The 18,140-nt window shown below is 44.9% G+C and carries 12 protein-coding genes and 3 tRNA genes; 11 read left to right on the top strand and 4 right to left on the bottom strand.

The window, feature by feature from the left end; genetic code table 11:
- Nucleotides 1–326: 326 nt before the first annotated feature.
- Nucleotides 327–1,283 carry an RluA family pseudouridine synthase gene (locus tag NI466_RS05175; RefSeq protein ID WP_004278531.1) on the bottom strand — a complete coding sequence of 319 codons (957 nt, stop codon included), beginning with the start codon at nucleotides 1,281–1,283 and terminating at the stop codon, nucleotides 327–329.
- Between the two features lie 766 nt (nucleotides 1,284–2,049).
- Here NI466_RS05175 and NI466_RS05170 point away from each other — a divergent pair.
- The 5 genes from NI466_RS05170 (at nucleotide 2,050) to NI466_RS05150 (ending at nucleotide 8,059) form a co-directional block, all read left to right on the top strand.
- Nucleotides 2,050–5,526, top strand: a complete 3,477-nt coding sequence (locus NI466_RS05170; protein WP_071850453.1) for an Rne/Rng family ribonuclease — start codon at nucleotides 2,050–2,052, stop codon at nucleotides 5,524–5,526.
- 173 nt (nucleotides 5,527–5,699) lie between these two features.
- Entirely contained in the window at nucleotides 5,700–7,541 is a 1,842-nt protein-coding gene (locus NI466_RS05165) for a long-chain-acyl-CoA synthetase (protein ID WP_071850454.1), read from the top strand.
- Between the two features lie 195 nt (nucleotides 7,542–7,736).
- Nucleotides 7,737–7,812 (top strand) — tRNA-Lys (locus NI466_RS05160).
- Nucleotides 7,813–7,832: 20 nt separating this feature from the next.
- A tRNA-Lys gene (locus tag NI466_RS05155) sits at nucleotides 7,833–7,908 on the top strand.
- A gap of 75 nt (nucleotides 7,909–7,983) precedes the next feature.
- Nucleotides 7,984–8,059 (top strand) — tRNA-Lys (locus tag NI466_RS05150).
- Between the two features lie 182 nt (nucleotides 8,060–8,241).
- Here NI466_RS05150 and NI466_RS05145 read toward each other — a convergent pair.
- The gene (locus tag NI466_RS05145; RefSeq protein ID WP_071850455.1) at nucleotides 8,242–8,931 is read right to left on the bottom strand and encodes a hypothetical protein; all 690 of its coding nucleotides are present in this window, start codon (nucleotides 8,929–8,931) and stop codon (nucleotides 8,242–8,244) included.
- Nucleotides 8,932–9,174: 243 nt separating this feature from the next.
- On the opposite strand from NI466_RS05145, the gene NI466_RS05140 reads away from it, so the two are divergent.
- The 4 genes from NI466_RS05140 to NI466_RS05125 all read left to right on the top strand — a co-directional run bounded on the left by NI466_RS05140 (nucleotide 9,175) and on the right by NI466_RS05125 (nucleotide 12,568).
- A complete protein-coding gene (locus NI466_RS05140) occupies nucleotides 9,175–9,450 on the top strand; it encodes a PspC domain-containing protein (protein WP_004278536.1) in 276 nt (91 codons plus the stop codon).
- Nucleotides 9,451–9,680: 230 nt separating this feature from the next.
- Nucleotides 9,681–10,466, top strand: coding sequence for a sulfite exporter TauE/SafE family protein (locus NI466_RS05135; RefSeq protein ID WP_071850456.1), 786 nt, complete (start codon nucleotides 9,681–9,683; stop codon nucleotides 10,464–10,466).
- An 83-nt stretch (nucleotides 10,467–10,549) separates the two neighbouring features.
- Nucleotides 10,550–11,962, top strand: coding sequence for an SLC13 family permease (locus NI466_RS05130; protein ID WP_071850457.1), 1,413 nt, complete (start codon nucleotides 10,550–10,552; stop codon nucleotides 11,960–11,962).
- Nucleotides 11,963–12,187: 225 nt separating this feature from the next.
- On the top strand, nucleotides 12,188–12,568 hold the full coding sequence (locus NI466_RS05125) for a hypothetical protein (protein WP_253172966.1): 381 nt from the start codon (nucleotides 12,188–12,190) through the stop codon (nucleotides 12,566–12,568).
- A 37-nt stretch (nucleotides 12,569–12,605) separates the two neighbouring features.
- Here the strand turns inward: NI466_RS05125 and NI466_RS05120 are convergent, their stop codons facing one another.
- Together NI466_RS05120 and NI466_RS05115 are read right to left on the bottom strand one after the other, a co-directional pair.
- Complete coding sequence (locus NI466_RS05120) at nucleotides 12,606–13,715, bottom strand: HPP family protein (protein WP_005108011.1); 1,110 nt, start codon at nucleotides 13,713–13,715, stop codon at nucleotides 12,606–12,608.
- Nucleotides 13,716–13,975: 260 nt separating this feature from the next.
- Nucleotides 13,976–14,773, bottom strand: coding sequence for a transglutaminase-like domain-containing protein (locus NI466_RS05115; protein ID WP_253172964.1), 798 nt, complete (start codon nucleotides 14,771–14,773; stop codon nucleotides 13,976–13,978).
- Between the two features lie 313 nt (nucleotides 14,774–15,086).
- On the opposite strand from NI466_RS05115, the gene glyQ reads away from it, so the two are divergent.
- Complete coding sequence (gene glyQ, locus NI466_RS05110; RefSeq protein ID WP_121979985.1) at nucleotides 15,087–16,070, top strand: glycine--tRNA ligase subunit alpha; 984 nt, start codon at nucleotides 15,087–15,089, stop codon at nucleotides 16,068–16,070.
- Nucleotides 16,070–18,139: a glycine--tRNA ligase subunit beta gene (gene glyS / locus NI466_RS05105; RefSeq protein WP_253172962.1), complete on the top strand. Its 2,070-nt coding sequence runs from the start codon at nucleotides 16,070–16,072 to the stop codon at nucleotides 18,137–18,139. Before glyQ ends, glyS begins: the two co-directional genes overlap by 1 nt.
- Nucleotide 18,140: the final 1 nt, after the last annotated feature.

Here is an 18,140-nt window from a genome sequence, read left to right as displayed (position 1 = left end):
TTCAGTCTTGAAGCCCTCTCCTACAAGGAGAAGGAATTTTTCATTCTTAAGCAAATGACTTTAATAAAAGAACCAATAAAGTCGAATTATCAATGAAGTTTTAATTCAACATTACTATTTAATAAGTAACGTTCCCTCTCCTGAACGAGTTTAAAGCACTGCTTTAAACGACGTGCAAGAAGGAGACTTGCTCAGCAGTGCTGCTTAGGGAGAGGATTCTTTCGAAATTTAATCTCCCCTAGCCCTCTTTAAGAAATAGGGGAATTCCCTCCTTTTTCAAAGGAGGGTGAGGGTGGATTAAATTTATTAAAAGAAAAAATAAGTCCTTATTGGGCAGCCGGTTTATCCGCTTTCTGCGCTCTTAACTGCGCCACCAGACTCTGCATATCTTCCGGCAATGGCGCTTCAATCGCTGGATAGCCCGGAATGTCCAGACGCATTGCATGTAAACACAAACGGCGTGGTTTTGGCCCACGATATTCTGTTTCATGACCATACTTTTCATCGCCTACTAGCGGATGACCAATACTCAAACCATGAACACGAATCTGATGGGTACGACCAGAAAGCGGAGATGCATACACCAGTGTGGCATGCATAAAACGTTCCTGCACATTCCACTGGGTTTTAGACTCTTTACCTTCTTTCGGGGACACGCAGACACGACGTTCACCATTGGCCAGCTCGTAACGATGTAAAGGTGCATCAATCAGCTGTTTATCCAGACTGACCTGCCCTTTTACTACAGCGGCATAGGTTTTTTTGATTTTATGTTCACGCAACATATCTTGTAATGTTTTCAACACGCTACGCTTTTTGGAAATCATCACCAGACCGGAAGTATCACGGTCAATCCGGTGAATCAGTTCCAGATACTTTTTACCGGTTGCGGCACGCAAGCCCTCAATCAGGCCATAGGCCACACCGCTACCACCATGCACAGCAATCCCGGAAGGTTTATTCACGACCATCAAACCTTCATCTTCATAAATCACACGGGCCAATAAGCCTTGTGCCACTTTGTCAGAAACAGGTGCAGCAGATTCATCTTTTTGTTCATAGCGAATCGGCGCAACGCGAATCTGGTCACCGATTGCGAGTTTGGTTTCTGCTTTAATGCGTTTTTTATTAACGCGAACCTGGCCTTCACGAATCAGACGATAGATACGGCTTTTTGGCACACCTTTCAGACGACTAAACAGGAAATTATCGATGCGTTGTCCATCTTGATGTTCATCCACTTCAAACCAAGTGACGTTTTGCCATTGTTGCGTAGAATTCATACAGTTACTATGACCCAAAAAATACTAAAATTGATTAAAAACTGATCACTTAGGTTATGCTTTACACAAGAAACATAAGCTTAGCCCATAGGCAGATGATGCAAGGTTTGATATAGTCAGCGCACGGAAACCATCGTTTGTGAGTAAAAGTTGAATCATTTCAGATTTTTCTGAACTTGATTGTTCAATTAAAGACTCACATGATACGGGAAGGTCCCCAAAGAATTATGCCACGCCGAAGGCTTATTATATCGGCAAACAAAGCAAACTGTTGCGTTTAATTGTACCTCAGGTACATAAATCAGTTTGTCTTAAAAAATATGTCGCCAACTTTGTTGGTTTTTAAACGTAAACTGATACACATCAGATTAGTCGCAACCTGAAGACGACTTCAGGCTACAGCGTTGATGCATTGGATCTGCACAGTTTGTAAAGATACGACGACAATTCCGTATCAAGACACTTTCTATAAAGAAGGGATGATCTTCGAGCAATGTGACAGTGAAAGTTACACACATCCAATGCACCGCTCGTCCGCCAGTGAAGCGTTCAGGTGACTTTAATCCGTTTAAAGATTGAAGCCGTATTGCCATCATCAATACGTGAATCAAAAACCGAAGCCCATCTATATTAAATAGAGCTCGGTCATAAAAGACTCAAACCACAATGAAATTCATTGCAGATTTGAGCCATTGATCCGTGATGTGTGATGTTCGCTACGTGTATAGCGATTTTTTGCTGTGTATCACTATAAGGTGTTACACCCATGAAACGTATGTTGATTAATGCAACACATGCCGAAGAAATTCGCGTTGCACTTGTCACTGGTCAGCGTCTTTACGATTTTGATTTAGAAAATCGTACCCGTGAACAAAAAAAATCCAATATCTACAAAGGTCACGTGACTCGCGTTGAACCTTCTTTAGAAGCTGTATTCGTTGAATACGGTGCAGGTCGCCAAGGCTTCCTGTCAATGCGTGAAATCGCAAATTCATATTACAAAGCCGACCCTCGCCAAACTTCAAATATCCGTGAACTGATCACTGAAGGCACCGAACTTCTGGTTCAGGTGGAAAAAGAAGAGCGTGGCAACAAAGGCGCTGCCCTGTCTACTTTTATCTCACTTGCTGGCCGTTATTTGGTATTAATGCCAAACAACCCGAAAGGTGGTGGTATCAGCCGTCAGATTTCCGGTTCAGTGCGTGAAGAACTGAAAGAAATGCTGGCAACACTGAACGTGCCACGTGGTATGAGCGTGATTGTGCGTACTGCCGGGATTGGCCGTTCACAAGAAGAATTGCAACTCGACTTACAGCACTTGTTAGACCTTTGGGCACAAATCCAGAGCACGGCAAGTTCAGGCCCATCGCCAATGCTGGTACATCAGGAAGCGGGTGTGGTAACACGTGCCATTCGTGACTACCTGCGTGATGATGTTGCTGAAATCCTGATTGACTCAGAACAAGCCTATAACGAAGCCTATAACTTCGTAAAAGCGGTAATGCCACGTCAGTTAGAAAAACTGAAAACTTATACCTTAAATGAACCTTTATTCGCGCATTTCGCGATTGAAAGTCAAATTCAAACCGCTTATGAACGTGAAGTAAAATTGCCTTCTGGCGGTTCGATCGTGATCGACCAAACTGAAGCTTTAGTGTCAATTGACATTAACTCAGCAAAATCGACTCGCGGTAGCGACGTTGAAGACACCGCGTTGAACACCAACATTGAAGCGGCAGAAGAAATCGCGCGTCAATTACGTTTACGCGATATCGGTGGCCTGGTGGTGATCGACTTCATCGACATGACCAAAGACCGCAACCAGCGTATGGTGGAAGCGAAGCTACGTGAAGCAACGCAAAGTGACCGTGCCCGTATTCAGTTCGGTCAATTGTCACGTTTTGGTTTGATGGAAATGAGCCGTCAACGTCTGCGTCCTTCTCTTGAAGAAGCGACTGGCTACGTTTGTCCACGCTGTCATGGTACCGGCATGGTCCGTGACCTGCGTTCTTTATCCCTTTCAATTATGCGTAAAGTGGAAGAGATTGCCCTGCGCGAACGTCATGGTGAAGTTCAAGTCGAAGTTCCAGTCGAAATTGCTGCCTTCTTATTGAATGAAAAACGTCACACCTTGGTGTATTTAGAACAGACTTCAAATGTACGTGTGACTGTGTTGCCTCACCCGCATCTGGAAACACCGCATTATGAAATCACTTATAATGCCGAAGGCTTTGCACCAACCAGCTATGAACGTACTGAAGCAACTCGTTCAAGTGAAAAAGAGTTGGGCTATGAGTCATCTGAATGGCATTTAGAAGAAGAACATACGCATGCTGCTGCCCCAGCGCCTGCTCAACAGCAAAACAACGGCAGAAACAATAAACGCCGTAACCAGCAAAACCAAAATGCACAGCAAGCACCTGTTGCGCAACAAGCTCCTGCCCAAGCACAAGTTGCGGCTCCTGCATCTAGCCCATGTGCCTGGTTAGAAAACCTGTTTGTTCAAAAACAGGCAGCGACTGTTGATCAATCGCGTACTGCCAACAATGCAGCTGCAGCAATTGAACAAATGATCAATGGCGGTGCGGTGAGCCGTGGTCAGTTCGGTCAATTGTCTGCACCGGTGGCACAACCTGCTCCACAGCAAGTGTCTCAACCTGCTGCTCCGGCAAGCAGCAATGCTTACCTGGCACCATCGACTGTAGCGCAAAAACAGGAACGTGATGCTGAAAAACCGGCAGAGCGTGATGAAAGAGCACCACGTCATAACAACAAAAAACCACGCAATCCGAAGCACAAAGAACCGCGTGAGCAGGTTCAGTCTGAAGCTTCCGCTCCTCAGCAACATCAGGTGCATGAAGAAGTGGTTCAGGTATCTCGTCAAGAGCAACGTCATGAAGCACGTGAAAACAAGCGTAATTCTCGCCGTCAGCATCACAATGAGCCATCTCAGCAAAATGATGTTCAAAACAATGAACAACAGCCTCAACAGGTAATGCCACGTCGTGACCGCCGCAACCAGCCACGTCAGGAACGTCCAAATCGCCACCGCGATCCAAGCGTGCTGAATGAGCAGGCTCAACAAGCAGCACCTGCAGTCGTTGAAGTTCCAGCAGTCAATGACAAGCAGCTTCGTGTTGAATTGGTCGATGCGCCACGTCAAGACGTGATGCCGACTGCTATGGTGGTGAATATTGACCAGGCGAAAAGCGAAATCGTGGCATTGAATGACAATGCTGCAGTTGTAACGCCAGCGGTTGAAGTTACTGCACCGGCAGATGCGCCAGTTGAAGAAGCCGCTGCTGAAAATGTAGTGGAAGCTGCACTGACAGCTCCTGTTGAAGAGGTTGTGCCAGCTGAAGAATCAAGCGCTGAAAAACCACGTGCCAGCAACGATCCGCGTCAGCGTCGTCGTCAGCAGCGTGAAGGACAGCCTCAACAGGCTACAGTTCAGAAGTTGACTCCTTCACAAGTACCAACGTTGGGTCAGTTCACCATTGGTAGCCTGATTCGCCATGTTTATGGTGAAGACTGCTCCGTACTGATTGAACAGTTTGGTTTATTGCCAACCTTCAACCGTGCTCTAGAGAAGTTCACAAAAGAGTACAACGCGAGTCTGGTGGCTGCAGCAACGCCTGCCACAGAGAAAAAACCGGTCACCCGTGATGTTCAAGTGACCGTAGCCAAGGTTGAAGCAGAGCCTGCTCCAGTTCTGGACCTGACTCCACCAAAACCGGTGTCGGACAAACGTGTCGCAAATGATCCACGTGAGCGTCGCCGTCTGGCTAAACAGGCTGCAGAACAGGCCCTGCAACAAGCCAAGCAACAGGCTAAAGTAGAAACAGCTCCGGCAGTTGAAACTACGCCAGAAGCACCTGTAGCAGCAGAAGCGCAAGCAGAGTCAGTTGAAGCAGCAGCAACTGAAACTCCAGTAGCCACTGAAGTAGCTATTGAAGAAACCGCAAATGCTCAGCCAGCTGAACAAGCAACTGAAACGACGGCACCATTAGATACAGCTCCTGCAGAAGAGGCTCCAGTCACTGAAGCTCAACCTGAAGATGCTGCGCCAGTTGAAGCAAATGCTGAATCAGAAGCTCCTGTTACAGAAGCCCAGGATCAGGCCGAAGTAACAACAGAAGACACTGAAGCCAGCGAAGCTGAAAAAGCAGAGAAACAGGCTGCTCGTCCACGTCGTCCACGTGGTCGTCCACCGAAAAAAGCCAATACTGCAACTGAATCATAATTTGCTCAATTGCAGTCATCTAAAAAAACCTAGTCATTTCGGTGACTAGGTTTTTTTTTCTAGATTTAGTCAGAATAGGTTGATTGCACTAGTGTTTTAACGCTAAAAGATGGCTAGCTCGTCTACTGTATATAAATTGAACGTATCGGATACGAAAAATAAATAGGATTCTCATGACCCAAATGAAACCACACGATCTGATTGGGATTGCAGATGTCGCTGCCAAAATCCCGGCTTTTTTGACCAAAGTACCCAATTTGCTCACTGGTCTAAGACAGGCATATTTACGTACTCCGAACACACCGGCCGGCCTGGGTCTGGCTTTTGAAAAAGCGACCAAGCGTAACCCGGAAGGTATTGCCTTACGTTTTGAAGAGCAAAGCTATAGCTATGCCGCTCTCAATGCCTGGGCCAACCAGATTGCCCATTTCTATCTATCCTTGGGAGCCAAGAAAGGTGATGTCGTTGCTGTCATGGTCGAGAATCGTCCTGAACTGATTGCCAGTGTAATTGGTCTGGCCAAACTGGGGGTGACCACGGCTCTGGTCAATACCTCTCAAGTCGGCAAGGTACTGACCCATAGTATCAATCTGGTCAAACCGATTGCCCTGATTGTAGGTGAAGAGTGTCGTCATGCAGTTAACGAGATTCGTAATGACCTGAATATTAGCAGTGACCGCTTGCACTGGTTTGCAGATCAGAATACTCAAGCCGATCCGGGTCAGGCACCTGAAGGCTTTATCAACCTGGCTGAAAAAACCGATCTTTCTCCTAAATTCAATCCATCAACCACCCATTCGGTGCAAGGCAAAGACGGACTGTTCTATATTTACACCTCGGGCACCACAGGTCTACCTAAAGCGGTGATTTTTACCAATGGCCGCTGGACACTGGCTTATGGCACCTATGGGCATGTGTTGAATCTCAATAAAGATGATGTGATGTACTGCACCCTGCCACTTTATCACGCCACAGGCATGGTGGTGTGCTGGTGCGGTGTTATTGCAGGAAGCAGCACCCTGGCTATTCGCCGTAAATTTTCGACCTCTTCTTTCTGGAAGGATGTGCAAAAATTTGATGCCTCTGCGATTGGTTATGTCGGTGAGCTGTGCCGCTATCTGATGGATGCTCCCCCATCTGAACTAGAAAAAGGCCATCGTGTAACCAAAATGATTGGTAACGGGATGCGCCCAAATATCTGGGATAAATTTAAATCCCGTTTTGGCATTCAGGAAGTACTGGAACTGTATGCCTCCAGTGAAGGCAATGTCGGCTTTAGCAATATTTTCAATTTTGACAATACTGTCGGTTTCTCACCCACACCGTATGCGATTATTGCCTTTGATAAAGATAAAAATGAGCCGGTGCGGGACACTAAAGGCCGTTGCAAACGGGTGAAAAAAGGCGAAACTGGTTTATTAATTGGTAAAATCACCCGCCGTTCACCTTTTGATGGCTATACCGACCCGGAAAAAAACAAGTCAGTCATTATGCACGACGTATTTACCACAGGTGATGCTTACTTCAATACCGGAGATCTGGTGCGCAATATCGGCTTCCGTCATGCCCAGTTTGTCGATCGTCTGGGTGATACTTTCCGTTGGAAAGGTGAAAATGTTTCCACCACTGAAGTGGAAAACATGCTGACTGAGTATGACAAAATCGTTGAAGCAGTGGTGTATGGGGTAGAAATCCCTAATACCAATGGTCGTGCCGGCATGGCTGCGATTACCCTGAAACCCGATGTAAAATTGGATGATGCAGATTTAGCAGCCATGGCCGCTTGCTTTAAAAAATGCTTGCCGGCTTATGCGGTACCGGTATTTTTACGTATACAACAGCAGATTGAAACTACAGGTACCTTTAAATACCAGAAAAATAAATTGAAAGAGCAAGCATTTGATCCGAGTAGAACCCATGAACGCCTGCTGGTGTTATTGCCAGGTGCAACGGCATATTCGGAGCTCACCGCAGAGATTTTTGCCAATATTCAGGCCTATCAATATCGCTTCTAAGTACTAAAGTTGCCTATTTTTTGTTTAGATAAAGCATAATTGTTGTATTTATAATCAAACATGGGCAACTTTGTTATTTTTTGCTTGCGCTGAAATGAGATCTTGCTACAATACGCTCCATCAAACAAAGTGGTGCTTTAAGCTATTTAGCTTGACTTGCACTGCACATTCAAACCTGGTTTGAATGATGGTTCAGGGTCGTTAGCTCAGCTGGTAGAGCAGCGGACTTTTAATCCGTTGGTCCCGCGTTCGAATCGCGGACGACCCACCACTTATTTGATATCCCTTGATGGGTCGTTAGCTCAGCTGGTAGAGCAGCGGACTTTTAATCCGTTGGTCCCGCGTTCGAATCGCGGACGACCCACCATCTTCCGAAAGGATCACGTAAAAGTACACCACACTCTTGCGTCATAAAAATGGTCATCATCATTTTTATTCCTCAGGGTCGTTAGCTCAGCTGGTAGAGCAGCGGACTTTTAATCCGTTGGTCCCGCGTTCGAATCGCGGACGACCCACCATTCTTTCCTTAGAATGTCTCCCTGATTTCCCTTATTATATTTTAATTAAATTGCGATGTTTTGGTCGTGTATTTCTGCGCCCAGATTTTAGGCTCACACGTTCCCACAACTTGCCTTTATTGTCTAATCTAAACAGTATTTGAATTAAGCTTTCTACCAGATCAGCCGATTTTTATCGGGTATTATTCTTGAATATGAAAGGACGTGTCTTTGACCAGTTCATAGGCTTTCGAAGGTGCCGGATAGCCGCGATCAAATAATTCCCGGTTGGTTTTTTCTTTTTCACTATAGATTTTTTCCAGATTCATGACTAAGTGATTTGAATCTTTAATCTTATAGTAAAAGCTCGCTCCTTCTTTACGATTCACTACTATATCGGTGCGCTCCGGATTGATAAACCAGCGGTCTTTACGGTAGGTAATATTATGAGCCGTGCTACTTTTGGTATTATCAATAAATACTTTGCCATACTGTAAAATACTGCGATGCACCGTACCGTCCGGCATTAGAGTCAAAATAAATTCTGCCTTACCTTCAGTACAAGGCGCAAAGCGGCCATCACAGTCGATTTCAGTATGATAGCGACCTATAAACACCTTGGCATCCTCTGGTACAGTTGCCGGGTTTAAATCTGCTTCTACCGGAAGAGTCGCCTGCCCTGCGACCTGAGTTAAGGATTTGGCGCTGACAGTCACTACATCGGCCTTCGTATTGGCAGTGGAAATTTTAACGCCCTCTTCTGAGGTCGCCTGACTTTCCTGTTCAGGTTTGACCTGCTGCTGATCACAAGCCTGCAAAATCACTACACTCCCCAACACCAGGCTACATTTAAAAAAACTGCTTAATGTACAACGTGATACATCCAATTTCATTTTTAACAAACCTAAATAGGAAACATGGCGAGCAAAAAGCACACAGCAAAGCTGATGAACTTTACACAAGAGTTCAATAGAATTTTCACTATGTTAGTAGCTCTTAGATCTGGTTTTAATCTTTATTAACATTACTTAACGATTTTATTTGTAATCAGCACTTTAAAAAGTTTAAGTAAACTCCATTTCTTTAAGTATGGACCCATTTTAGGATTCAAACCTATTTTTAATCAGGAGATTTTAATGGCCAATGTTGGTTTATATCGCTCTAACCGCTCAAACATGATTGCAGGTGTGATGGGTGGTATTGCTGAACGTTTTGGTTGGAACGCAAATTTATTACGTCTAATTTTTGTGGTGATTTCAATCATGAGTGCCGCCTTCCCGGGTATTTTGGTTTATCTGGTGTTGTGGTTAATCATGCCGAAAAAACAGTACAGAATTGATCATGACAGCGTTCATCAACCTCAGGGCTATCAAAATCCTGTGCGTACAGTGAATCAGGATAAACGCTATTAAGCTGTACAGTCATTTTTAACAAGCGTTCTTAACCAGTTTCATCGCAGAGCTTCCTCTTTCACCCCGGTTAAATGGGATGAAATTTTGATGCCACGGTAATTTCCCCAAGTTATCGTGGCTTTTTTTGCCTATATTTTTTGTTATTTCTTTGCTGTATTACAGCTTTTCACTTTCTTTCTTAGTTGAATTCACGATAAGTTCAAGATTCCAATTTTTGAAATGGATTTCACATGACTCAGGCAGAATGGATGATGCTGTGGCTCTGTGCCTTAGCAGCCCTGCTGCATGGTTTAAGCGGCTTTGGCTTTCCCATGATGAGTACGGCTGTTCTGTCCAGTGCATATCCGCTTAGTATCGCGGTTACGCTTGTCATTCTGCCCTGCCTGCTGCTGAATCTGATCATGCTGAATGCCGATCCTACGCATAGTCTGTTGAATAGCATTGGCTATTATATAAAACGCTATTGGCCACTAATGCTTAGTAGCCTGATCGGCAGTGTACTCGGGGTCAAACTGTTACTTTGGCTAAATGAGGCTTATTTAAAACTGTTATTAGGTCTAGTAATCATATTTTATGTCTTGGACCAATTACGGGCACGGCCTTTGCAAGTTAGTCCGCATATTTCCAGTATGCTCTGTTTTGGTTTACTGGCCGGCATTATTGGAGGTGCGACCAATGCTATGGCACCTTTTTTAATGATGTATCTGATGAGTGGCCAGCTGTCTAAAACAGCTATTGTCATTATCAGTAATCTCAATTTCATTGCCGGTAAACTGATCCAGCTGGTTTTACTGTTTCCAATTCTGATCACACTGGAAACCCATCAACAGCATATTCTGATCGGGATAAGCTTATTCGCCCTTGCTGGTGTCTGGATTGGAGGCAAAATACGCCATCGTTTATCTCAGCAGCACTTCAAATGGATTGTCCTGGCTTTACTTCTGGGTTTGGGCTTGTATGCTCTCTGGCAAAGTGCTGGATTATTGCAACAATCTGGTTATAGTATCTTTAAATAGGATATTTTTTAAACAAATCAAAATTACAAATTCAAAGCTGGCATATAAAAATGACGTAAATAAACACCTTGCAAGGAGAGCATATGACTCAGACCAACCTAGCTACCCCGACCAATGCTATGCCCAAAGGACTGCTGAAAGGCTGGATCCTTATTCTTGTCGCAGCCATCGTAGCCTATGGCTTATATCTTTACCTGCCCTATGACCAGAATGCCAATAAAGGACTGGCCCTTTTAGCCTTTATCGGTATCTTATGGCTGACTGAAGCCATTCATATCACGATTACAGCTTTACTCATCCCCGTGATGGCGGTATTGCTGGCCATGCCAATGGCCTCTGGTGAGGAACTGGTTCCGATTACCACACAAGCCGCTTTGGCCACTTTTGCCGATCCTGTCATTTTCCTGTTTTTTGGTGGTTTTGCGCTGGCAACGGCGTTGCATATCCAGAAACTGGACCGGAAAATTGCCATGTGGATCATCTCCATGTCCAGAGGGCATCTGGGCATTTCTGTACTGGCGATTTTTGTGGTGACGGCGCTGCTGTCCATGTGGATTTCCAATACGGCGACTGCTGCCATGATGCTGCCTTTGGCCTTAGGCTTGCTTTCACATCTGGATGTCAGCAAGGATCGTAAAACTTTTGTCTTTATCCTGCTCGGCATTGCCTATTCAGCCAGTATTGGCGGACTGGGCACCATGGTCGGTTCACCTCCGAATGCCATTGCCGCCAAGGCACTTGGCTATGATTTTGCCGACTGGATGAAAATCGGCTTGCCGATGATGTTCATTATTCTTCCCGCCATGCTGGTCAGTTTATATCTGGTACTACGTCCAAAACTAAATCATAAAGTACAATTTGTGACCGAAGACATTCCCTGGACCGGCACCCGTATAGCCACCATGATCCTCTTTCTCTGTACTGCAATTGCCTGGATTTTCAGTAAAAAATTCACCGAAATTTTTGGTATTTCCCAGCCGGATACCTGGATTGCAATTTTGGCTGCCTGTATGGTGGTGATTCTGGGTACCGCAAGCTGGAAACAGATTGCAGAAAATACCGACTGGGGGGTCTTGTACCTATTTGGTGGTGGTCTGACCTTGAGTGCCATTCTGAAGGATTCAGGCAGTTCGCTGGTACTGGGTCAAACTCTGGCCAATGCCTTTGGTGATGCCTCCCCGCTGATGATTATTTTCGTAGTCGCTACTTTTATTATCTTCCTGACTGAATTTACCAGTAATACCGCTTCAGCTGCCTTGCTGGTACCAGTATTTGCCGCGATTGCGGATCAGATGGGCATGCCCAAAGAAATTCTGGTGATCGTCATTGGTATTGGTGCTTCATGTGCCTTTATGCTGCCGGTAGCCACCCCACCAAATGCGATTGTTTTTGGAACCGGTCATATCCAGCAAAGCGAAATGATGAAAGTTGGTTTTGTGCTGAATATCATGTGTATCTTTATTATTTCACTGTTTATTTACTGGTTCTTTATTTAATCATTACAGCTCTTAAACATCACACCCTCTACAAAGCACACTCCGGTGTGCTTTGTCGTATCAATCGCCTATATGATGTTGAATCTTTCTCTCATCGAAAAATAATATGCTTTTAACAATGATAAAGATAAAGTCTTTATATTAAAAACATCAAAAAGTAGCAGATAGATAGTGGACAGGATATTTCACTTAATCTCTCAACCGATCCAGAATTCCCCTTGGAAAATGACATTTAACCTCGCGCTTGCACCTCTGATCATAGCTGTAATTTTATTCCCTTATGCGCTATTTCATGAAGCCAGCTCTGGGATTTTCTCCATTTTCAAGAGCCTGTTTTCAGCGCTTTTTATTAGCTTTTTTGTCTGCCTGACTTACTGGATGATGATCTTCCCTTTCCTATTGGTGACTCACCTGCTGCTACGTCATTATCAACTGTTTAATATCATCACGATTTTAATGAACTGCGTACTGGGAACCCTGATTCTGGCCTATATCTCGCATCCTTCAAGTGAAAATTTTAGTTCCCATTTTTTGTTTCTGCTGTGTTTTTCCCTGCCGATGGCACTATTTTACAGTTTTCTCAGCCGGCAAGCTGACCAGAGTTGATCACACATGCTCTGTTAAATTCCGTTTTAATTCGGTTTTAAACTTTCATTTTAAAATGATTCAGCTCCTGATTGAGTGCAGCAATCATATCTGCCCGACTGATAATTCCCACCAATTGCTGCTCGCTCACCACCGGAATATAGTTGAACGAACGCTCGACAAAATACGGCACCAGATCCTGAATGGGTTGTAAAGGCTGCACCGTAATTACCTTACGGGTCATGATATGTTTGACCTGATGCTCCCAGCTGCTACGGACATCAGCCGCGCGCTTGAACCATTCCACCACCTGATACATTGCCAGTGTACCGACCAGTTGTTCATCGGCATTAACGACGGGCAGGCTCATCAGGTTCATTTGCTTGAACTTGTCCAATGCGTGCTGGATATCATCATTTTCATGCAGGGTTGCTACATCCTTCGTCATAATATCTTGGCAGCTAAATTCATGTACCGCACGCGCATTGGCGCGGTTTTGTGCCTCCAGAATGATTTTTTGCAGGTCATATTCACTGATATCCAGCAACTCGGTGCGCTGATCCAGCACTTCCTGAATATCCTGTGGTTGAATCGTGACTTTCTGGGTCGGCGTCGGATCCTTGGAACGAGTATTTAGTTGAGCTTGCTGCGGATAATCCTTGCCAATCATCCGGTTAAAGACAATGGCAATTACCATCAGTAAAATTGAATTGAGTAGTACCGGATAAAATACAAAGGCATAACCGAGTTCATGCACCGGCTGGCCACCCAGCACTGCGGTAATCGCTACGGCGCCACTCGGTGGATGCAGGGAATCCGTGGTCATCATCAGGACGATCGCCAAGGCCACAGCTACACTAAAGGCTTCGGTCGGACTGGCAATTAACAAGGCACAGCTCACGCCAATCACGGCAGCAATGGTATTCCCGACCAGAATATTCCAGGGCTGTGCCAAAGGACTGGCAGGCACCGCAAACAGCAATACCGAGGATGCGCCCATCGGTGCGATATACCAAGCTTCAAAATCCCCCAGAATCCATAAACTCAACAAGGACGAGACGACCAAACCCAGTAGTGCTCCAACTCCGCAGAGCAGACGGTCTTTGAGTGGAAGGACTTTGAAATTGGGTTTTAAGGTATTGAGCCAGTCGAGATGGGAGTGAAACACAGTGCGCCTAATCTTATTGTTTATAGATTTTGGGCATTATAGAACCAAGCCCGATGAAAGGCATCTGTGTTTTACATCTTTTCATCATGAATCGATCGAAGCTTTTTAAAACCATAATAATCTCACTCAGCTTGAAAATACTCAACCAGATTTTTTTATAAGGGCTGTGCTATCTCAGATTACCTCTGGAATGGAAAAAATCCTTTTTAACCATTTTGCTTAGATATCTTTTAGATCGTTTTTTATTACAATCTAGCTGCTTATTCAGGTTGAATCAGCGGCTGGATTTTTAACAGCTCGACCTGACCATAATAGGTTGAAAATGCCACATCTCCGGCATCGACTCCAGTGCCAATCCGAATAAGATTTTCGACCGGCGCCAGACGGGTCGGATCAAACTGCACCCATCCACCATCTAAATAGGCTTCAAAAATGGCATGAAAGTCAGGTAAAAACTTTTCAATTTCCACATAACCGACCACCATGCGTGCCGGAATTCCCAAGGCACGGCACAGCGCAATGCCTAAATGAGCAAAGTCACGGCATACGCCTGCACGATGCACCAGTACATCTGTGGCAGTGGTAAATTGGTCGGAACTGCCAGACACATAAAAAATATTGTTATAAATCCACTGTTCAATGGCTTTGACCCGAGTATAACCCGGTGTCATCCAGCCAAATGAGCGTTTTGCCATTTCTAGCAATAAATCCGAATTGCAATAACGGCTGGCCAGTAAATAAGGCAATACTTCATCGGGCAGCTCAGGAATGGCCACTTCTTTCAGACCTTGCTGTAGCTCCAGAGAGAAGCTCGGTTGACGAACCACTGTCGCCGTATAATTCAGCTCAAAAGTCTCACAGGGTTCGACCTGTAACCGAACATGACGATTTTGATGCTGAGCATCCTGAAATTCATGCCATGCTACGGGCAGATTAAAGCTGAGTTGTTCTTCAAGAATTTTCTGATCGGAATGATGTGCCGCCTGAAGCATAAAAATAAATTCTGTCGGTTGCACGACCTTGTATTTTAAATGGCATTGAATTTGGTAAGTAGTCATGAAGTTCCTTATTTTTTAAGCATTATTATATTGCGTGAATATTAAACTAATTTAAGAGTCGCAATCGTATGAGATCCGTTGAACTTTATGACTCTCCGGTTAACAGCACGCCATACATCTGATTTATTCCTGATTTTCAGATCAGCCTGTATCGTCCAGTACAGCTAAAATCGCAGTAAGCCTCTAAATGCCGCGTATCCTTTAAGCCTGTTTTATTTTTTTCAGAAAAGTATCCCTACATTAACCCTTTGCCACTCCCCTGCAAAGTCCTTATAATTGAGCACAATTTTTCTCTAATTTTAAGTGGATGACCATGAGTCGCGCCATATCGCATATTGATACCTTCCAAGGCTTAATTCTTGCCTTACAAACTTACTGGGCGGAGCAAGGCTGCGTCATTTTGCAACCTTATGATATGGAAATGGGTGCAGGGACATTCCACACTGCGACTTTCCTTCGTGCACTGGGTCCTGAAACCTGGAATGCCGCTTATGTTCAACCGTCACGCCGTCCGAAAGATGGCCGTTATGGTGAAAACCCGAACCGTTTGCAACATTATTACCAATTTCAGGTGGTGCTGAAGCCAAACCCGGACAACATCCAGCAGCTTTATCTTGATTCATTAAAAGCGATTGGTATCGATCCACTGGTACACGACATTCGTTTCGTAGAAGACAACTGGGAATCTCCAACACTGGGTGCTTGGGGCTTAGGTTGGGAAGTTTGGTTAAACGGTATGGAAGTGACGCAGTTCACCTACTTTCAGCAAGTCGGTGGTGTTGAATGCTATCCAGTGACCGGCGAAATCACTTACGGTCTTGAACGTCTTGCCATGTACCTGCAAGGTGTAGATTCTGTTTATGATCTGGTTTGGACCAAAGGTCAGTTCGGTACGGTAACTTACGGTGATGTGTTCCATCAAAATGAAGTGGAACAATCGACCTATAACTTCGAATATGCCAACGTTGAAAAAATGTTTGAATTGTTCGATTTCTATGAAGCTGAAGCAACGCGTTTGATCGAAGCGAAACTTCCACTTCCTGCATATGAGCAAGTCGTGAAAGCATCACACAGCTTCAACTTATTAGATGCGCGTGGCGCGATTTCTGTGACTGAACGTCAACGTTACATTTTACGTGTACGTACCTTGGCACGTTCTATTGCGACCAGCTATGTAGCAGCACGTGCGGAACTTGGTTTCCCAATGGCAGAACCTGCTTTACGTGATGAAGTGTTGGCACAGCTCAAAGCACAAGTTGAAGCAGAAGCAAAAGTTGAATCTAAGGAGAGCAAATAATGTCTAAACATACCGTTTTGTTCGAATTGGGTTGTGAAGAACTTCCACCAAAAAGCCTGAAAAAATTACGTGATGCACTACATGCAGAAACCGTTAAAGGCTTAAAAGATGCTGGCTTAGCGTTTGATTCGATCGAAGCTTATGCAGCACCGCGTCGTCTTGCACTTAAAATCGTCAATGTTGATGCTGCGCAAGCTGATACACAAAAACGTTTTGACGGCCCTGCTAAACAAGCAGCCTTTGATGCTGAAGGTAACCCAACGAAAGCACTTGATGGCTTTATGCGTGGTCAAGGCATCACAGTAGATCAAGTATCAACTTTCCAAGCCGGTAAAGTTGAAAAAGTATGCTATTTGAAAGACGTGAAAGGTCAAAGTCTTGACGTTTTATTGCCACAAATTTTACAAAATGCTTTGGACAATCTTCCAATCGCAAAACGTATGCGTTCTGCTGCTAGCCGTACTGAATTCGTGCGTCCTGTAAAATGGGTTGTGTTGTTAAAAGACAACGATGTGGTTGATGCGACGATTCAAGATCACAAAGCGGGTAACGTAACTTATGGTCACCGTTTCCATGCACCTGAAGCGATCACGTTGGCAAATGCAGACGAATACTTAGCGAAGTTAAAAGCGGCTTACGTTGTAGCGTCTTTTGAAGAGCGTCAAGCGATCATCGACCAACAAGTGAAAGCATTGGCTGATGAAGTCAATGCCATTGCGATTGTCCCTGCTGACCTGCGTGACGAAGTGACTGCATTGGTTGAATGGCCTGTTGCGCTTCGTGCAAGCTTCGAAGAACGCTTCCTTGCTGTTCCTCAAGAAGCATTGATCACCACGATGCAGGACAACCAGAAGTACTTCTGCTTAGTGAACGCTGACAATAAACTTCAACCTTACTTCATTACTGTGTCAAACATCGAGTCGAAAGACCCGACACAAATTATTGAAGGTAACGAGAAAGTGGTTCGTCCACGTTTGTCAGATGCTGAATTCTTCTTCTTGCAAGATCAAAAGCAACCGCTTGCATCTCGTAAAGAGAAACTTGCAAACATGGTATTCCAAGCTGAATTGGGTACGCTTTGGAACAAGTCTGAACGTATTGCGAAATTGGCTGTAGCACTTGCGCCTATTACAGGTGCAAAAGCGGAAGATGCTGAAAAAGCGGCGCTTCTTGCAAAATGTGACTTAACCTCTGAACTTGTGGGTGAATTCCCAGAACTTCAAGGGATCGCGGGTACTTACTATGCGCGTCTTGAAGGTGAAAATGCTGAAGTGGCTGAGTCTTTAGGTGAGCAATATCTACCTAAATTCGCGGGTGACGTTTTACCTAAGACGAAGACAGGTACTACGATTGCCCTTGCGGATCGTTTAGACACGCTCACAGGTATTTTCGGTATTGGTCAAGCACCTACAGGTTCTAAAGACCCGTTTGCACTGCGTCGTTCTGCAATTGGTATTTTACGTCTTGTGACTGAAAACGAGCTTGATGTGTCGATTGAAGATTTGATCAAACTTGCACTTGCTGCTTATGGCGATGTATTGAAAGATCACGACAAGACTTTGGCGGATGCTGTTGCATTCCTTGAAGGTCGTTACCGTGCGAAATACGAAGACCAAGGCGTTGCTGTTGATGTAATTCAAGCTGTTCAAGCATTGTCACCTAAGTCACCACTTGATTTTGACAAGCGTGTAAATGCGGTGAATCACTTCCGTGCATTGCCTGAAGCTGCTGCACTTGCTGCTGCCAACAAACGTGTTGCTAACATTCTTGCCAAAGAAGCCGCACCTGAAGGTGCTGTGGTTGAAGCAAACCTGGTTGAAGATGCTGAAAAAGCGTTATTCGCTGAACTTGCGAAAATCACGCCTGTGGTTGAGCCGTTATTTGCTGCCAAAGACTACACTGCTGCATTGTCTGCACTTGCCGCACTTCGTGCCCCAGTTGATGCGTTCTTTGACGGTGTAATGGTGATGGCTGATGATGCTGACTTGAAAGCAAACCGTTTACGTATGCTTGCTCAGCTTCGTGACTTGTTTACGAAGGTTGCTGATATTTCAGTGCTTCAACACTAAG

The sequence above is a fragment of the Acinetobacter lwoffii genome (assembly GCF_024129595.1).
Classification (GTDB): domain Bacteria; phylum Pseudomonadota; class Gammaproteobacteria; order Pseudomonadales; family Moraxellaceae; genus Acinetobacter; species Acinetobacter lwoffii_O.
This window is presented reverse-complemented; position numbering and strand designations above follow the sequence as displayed.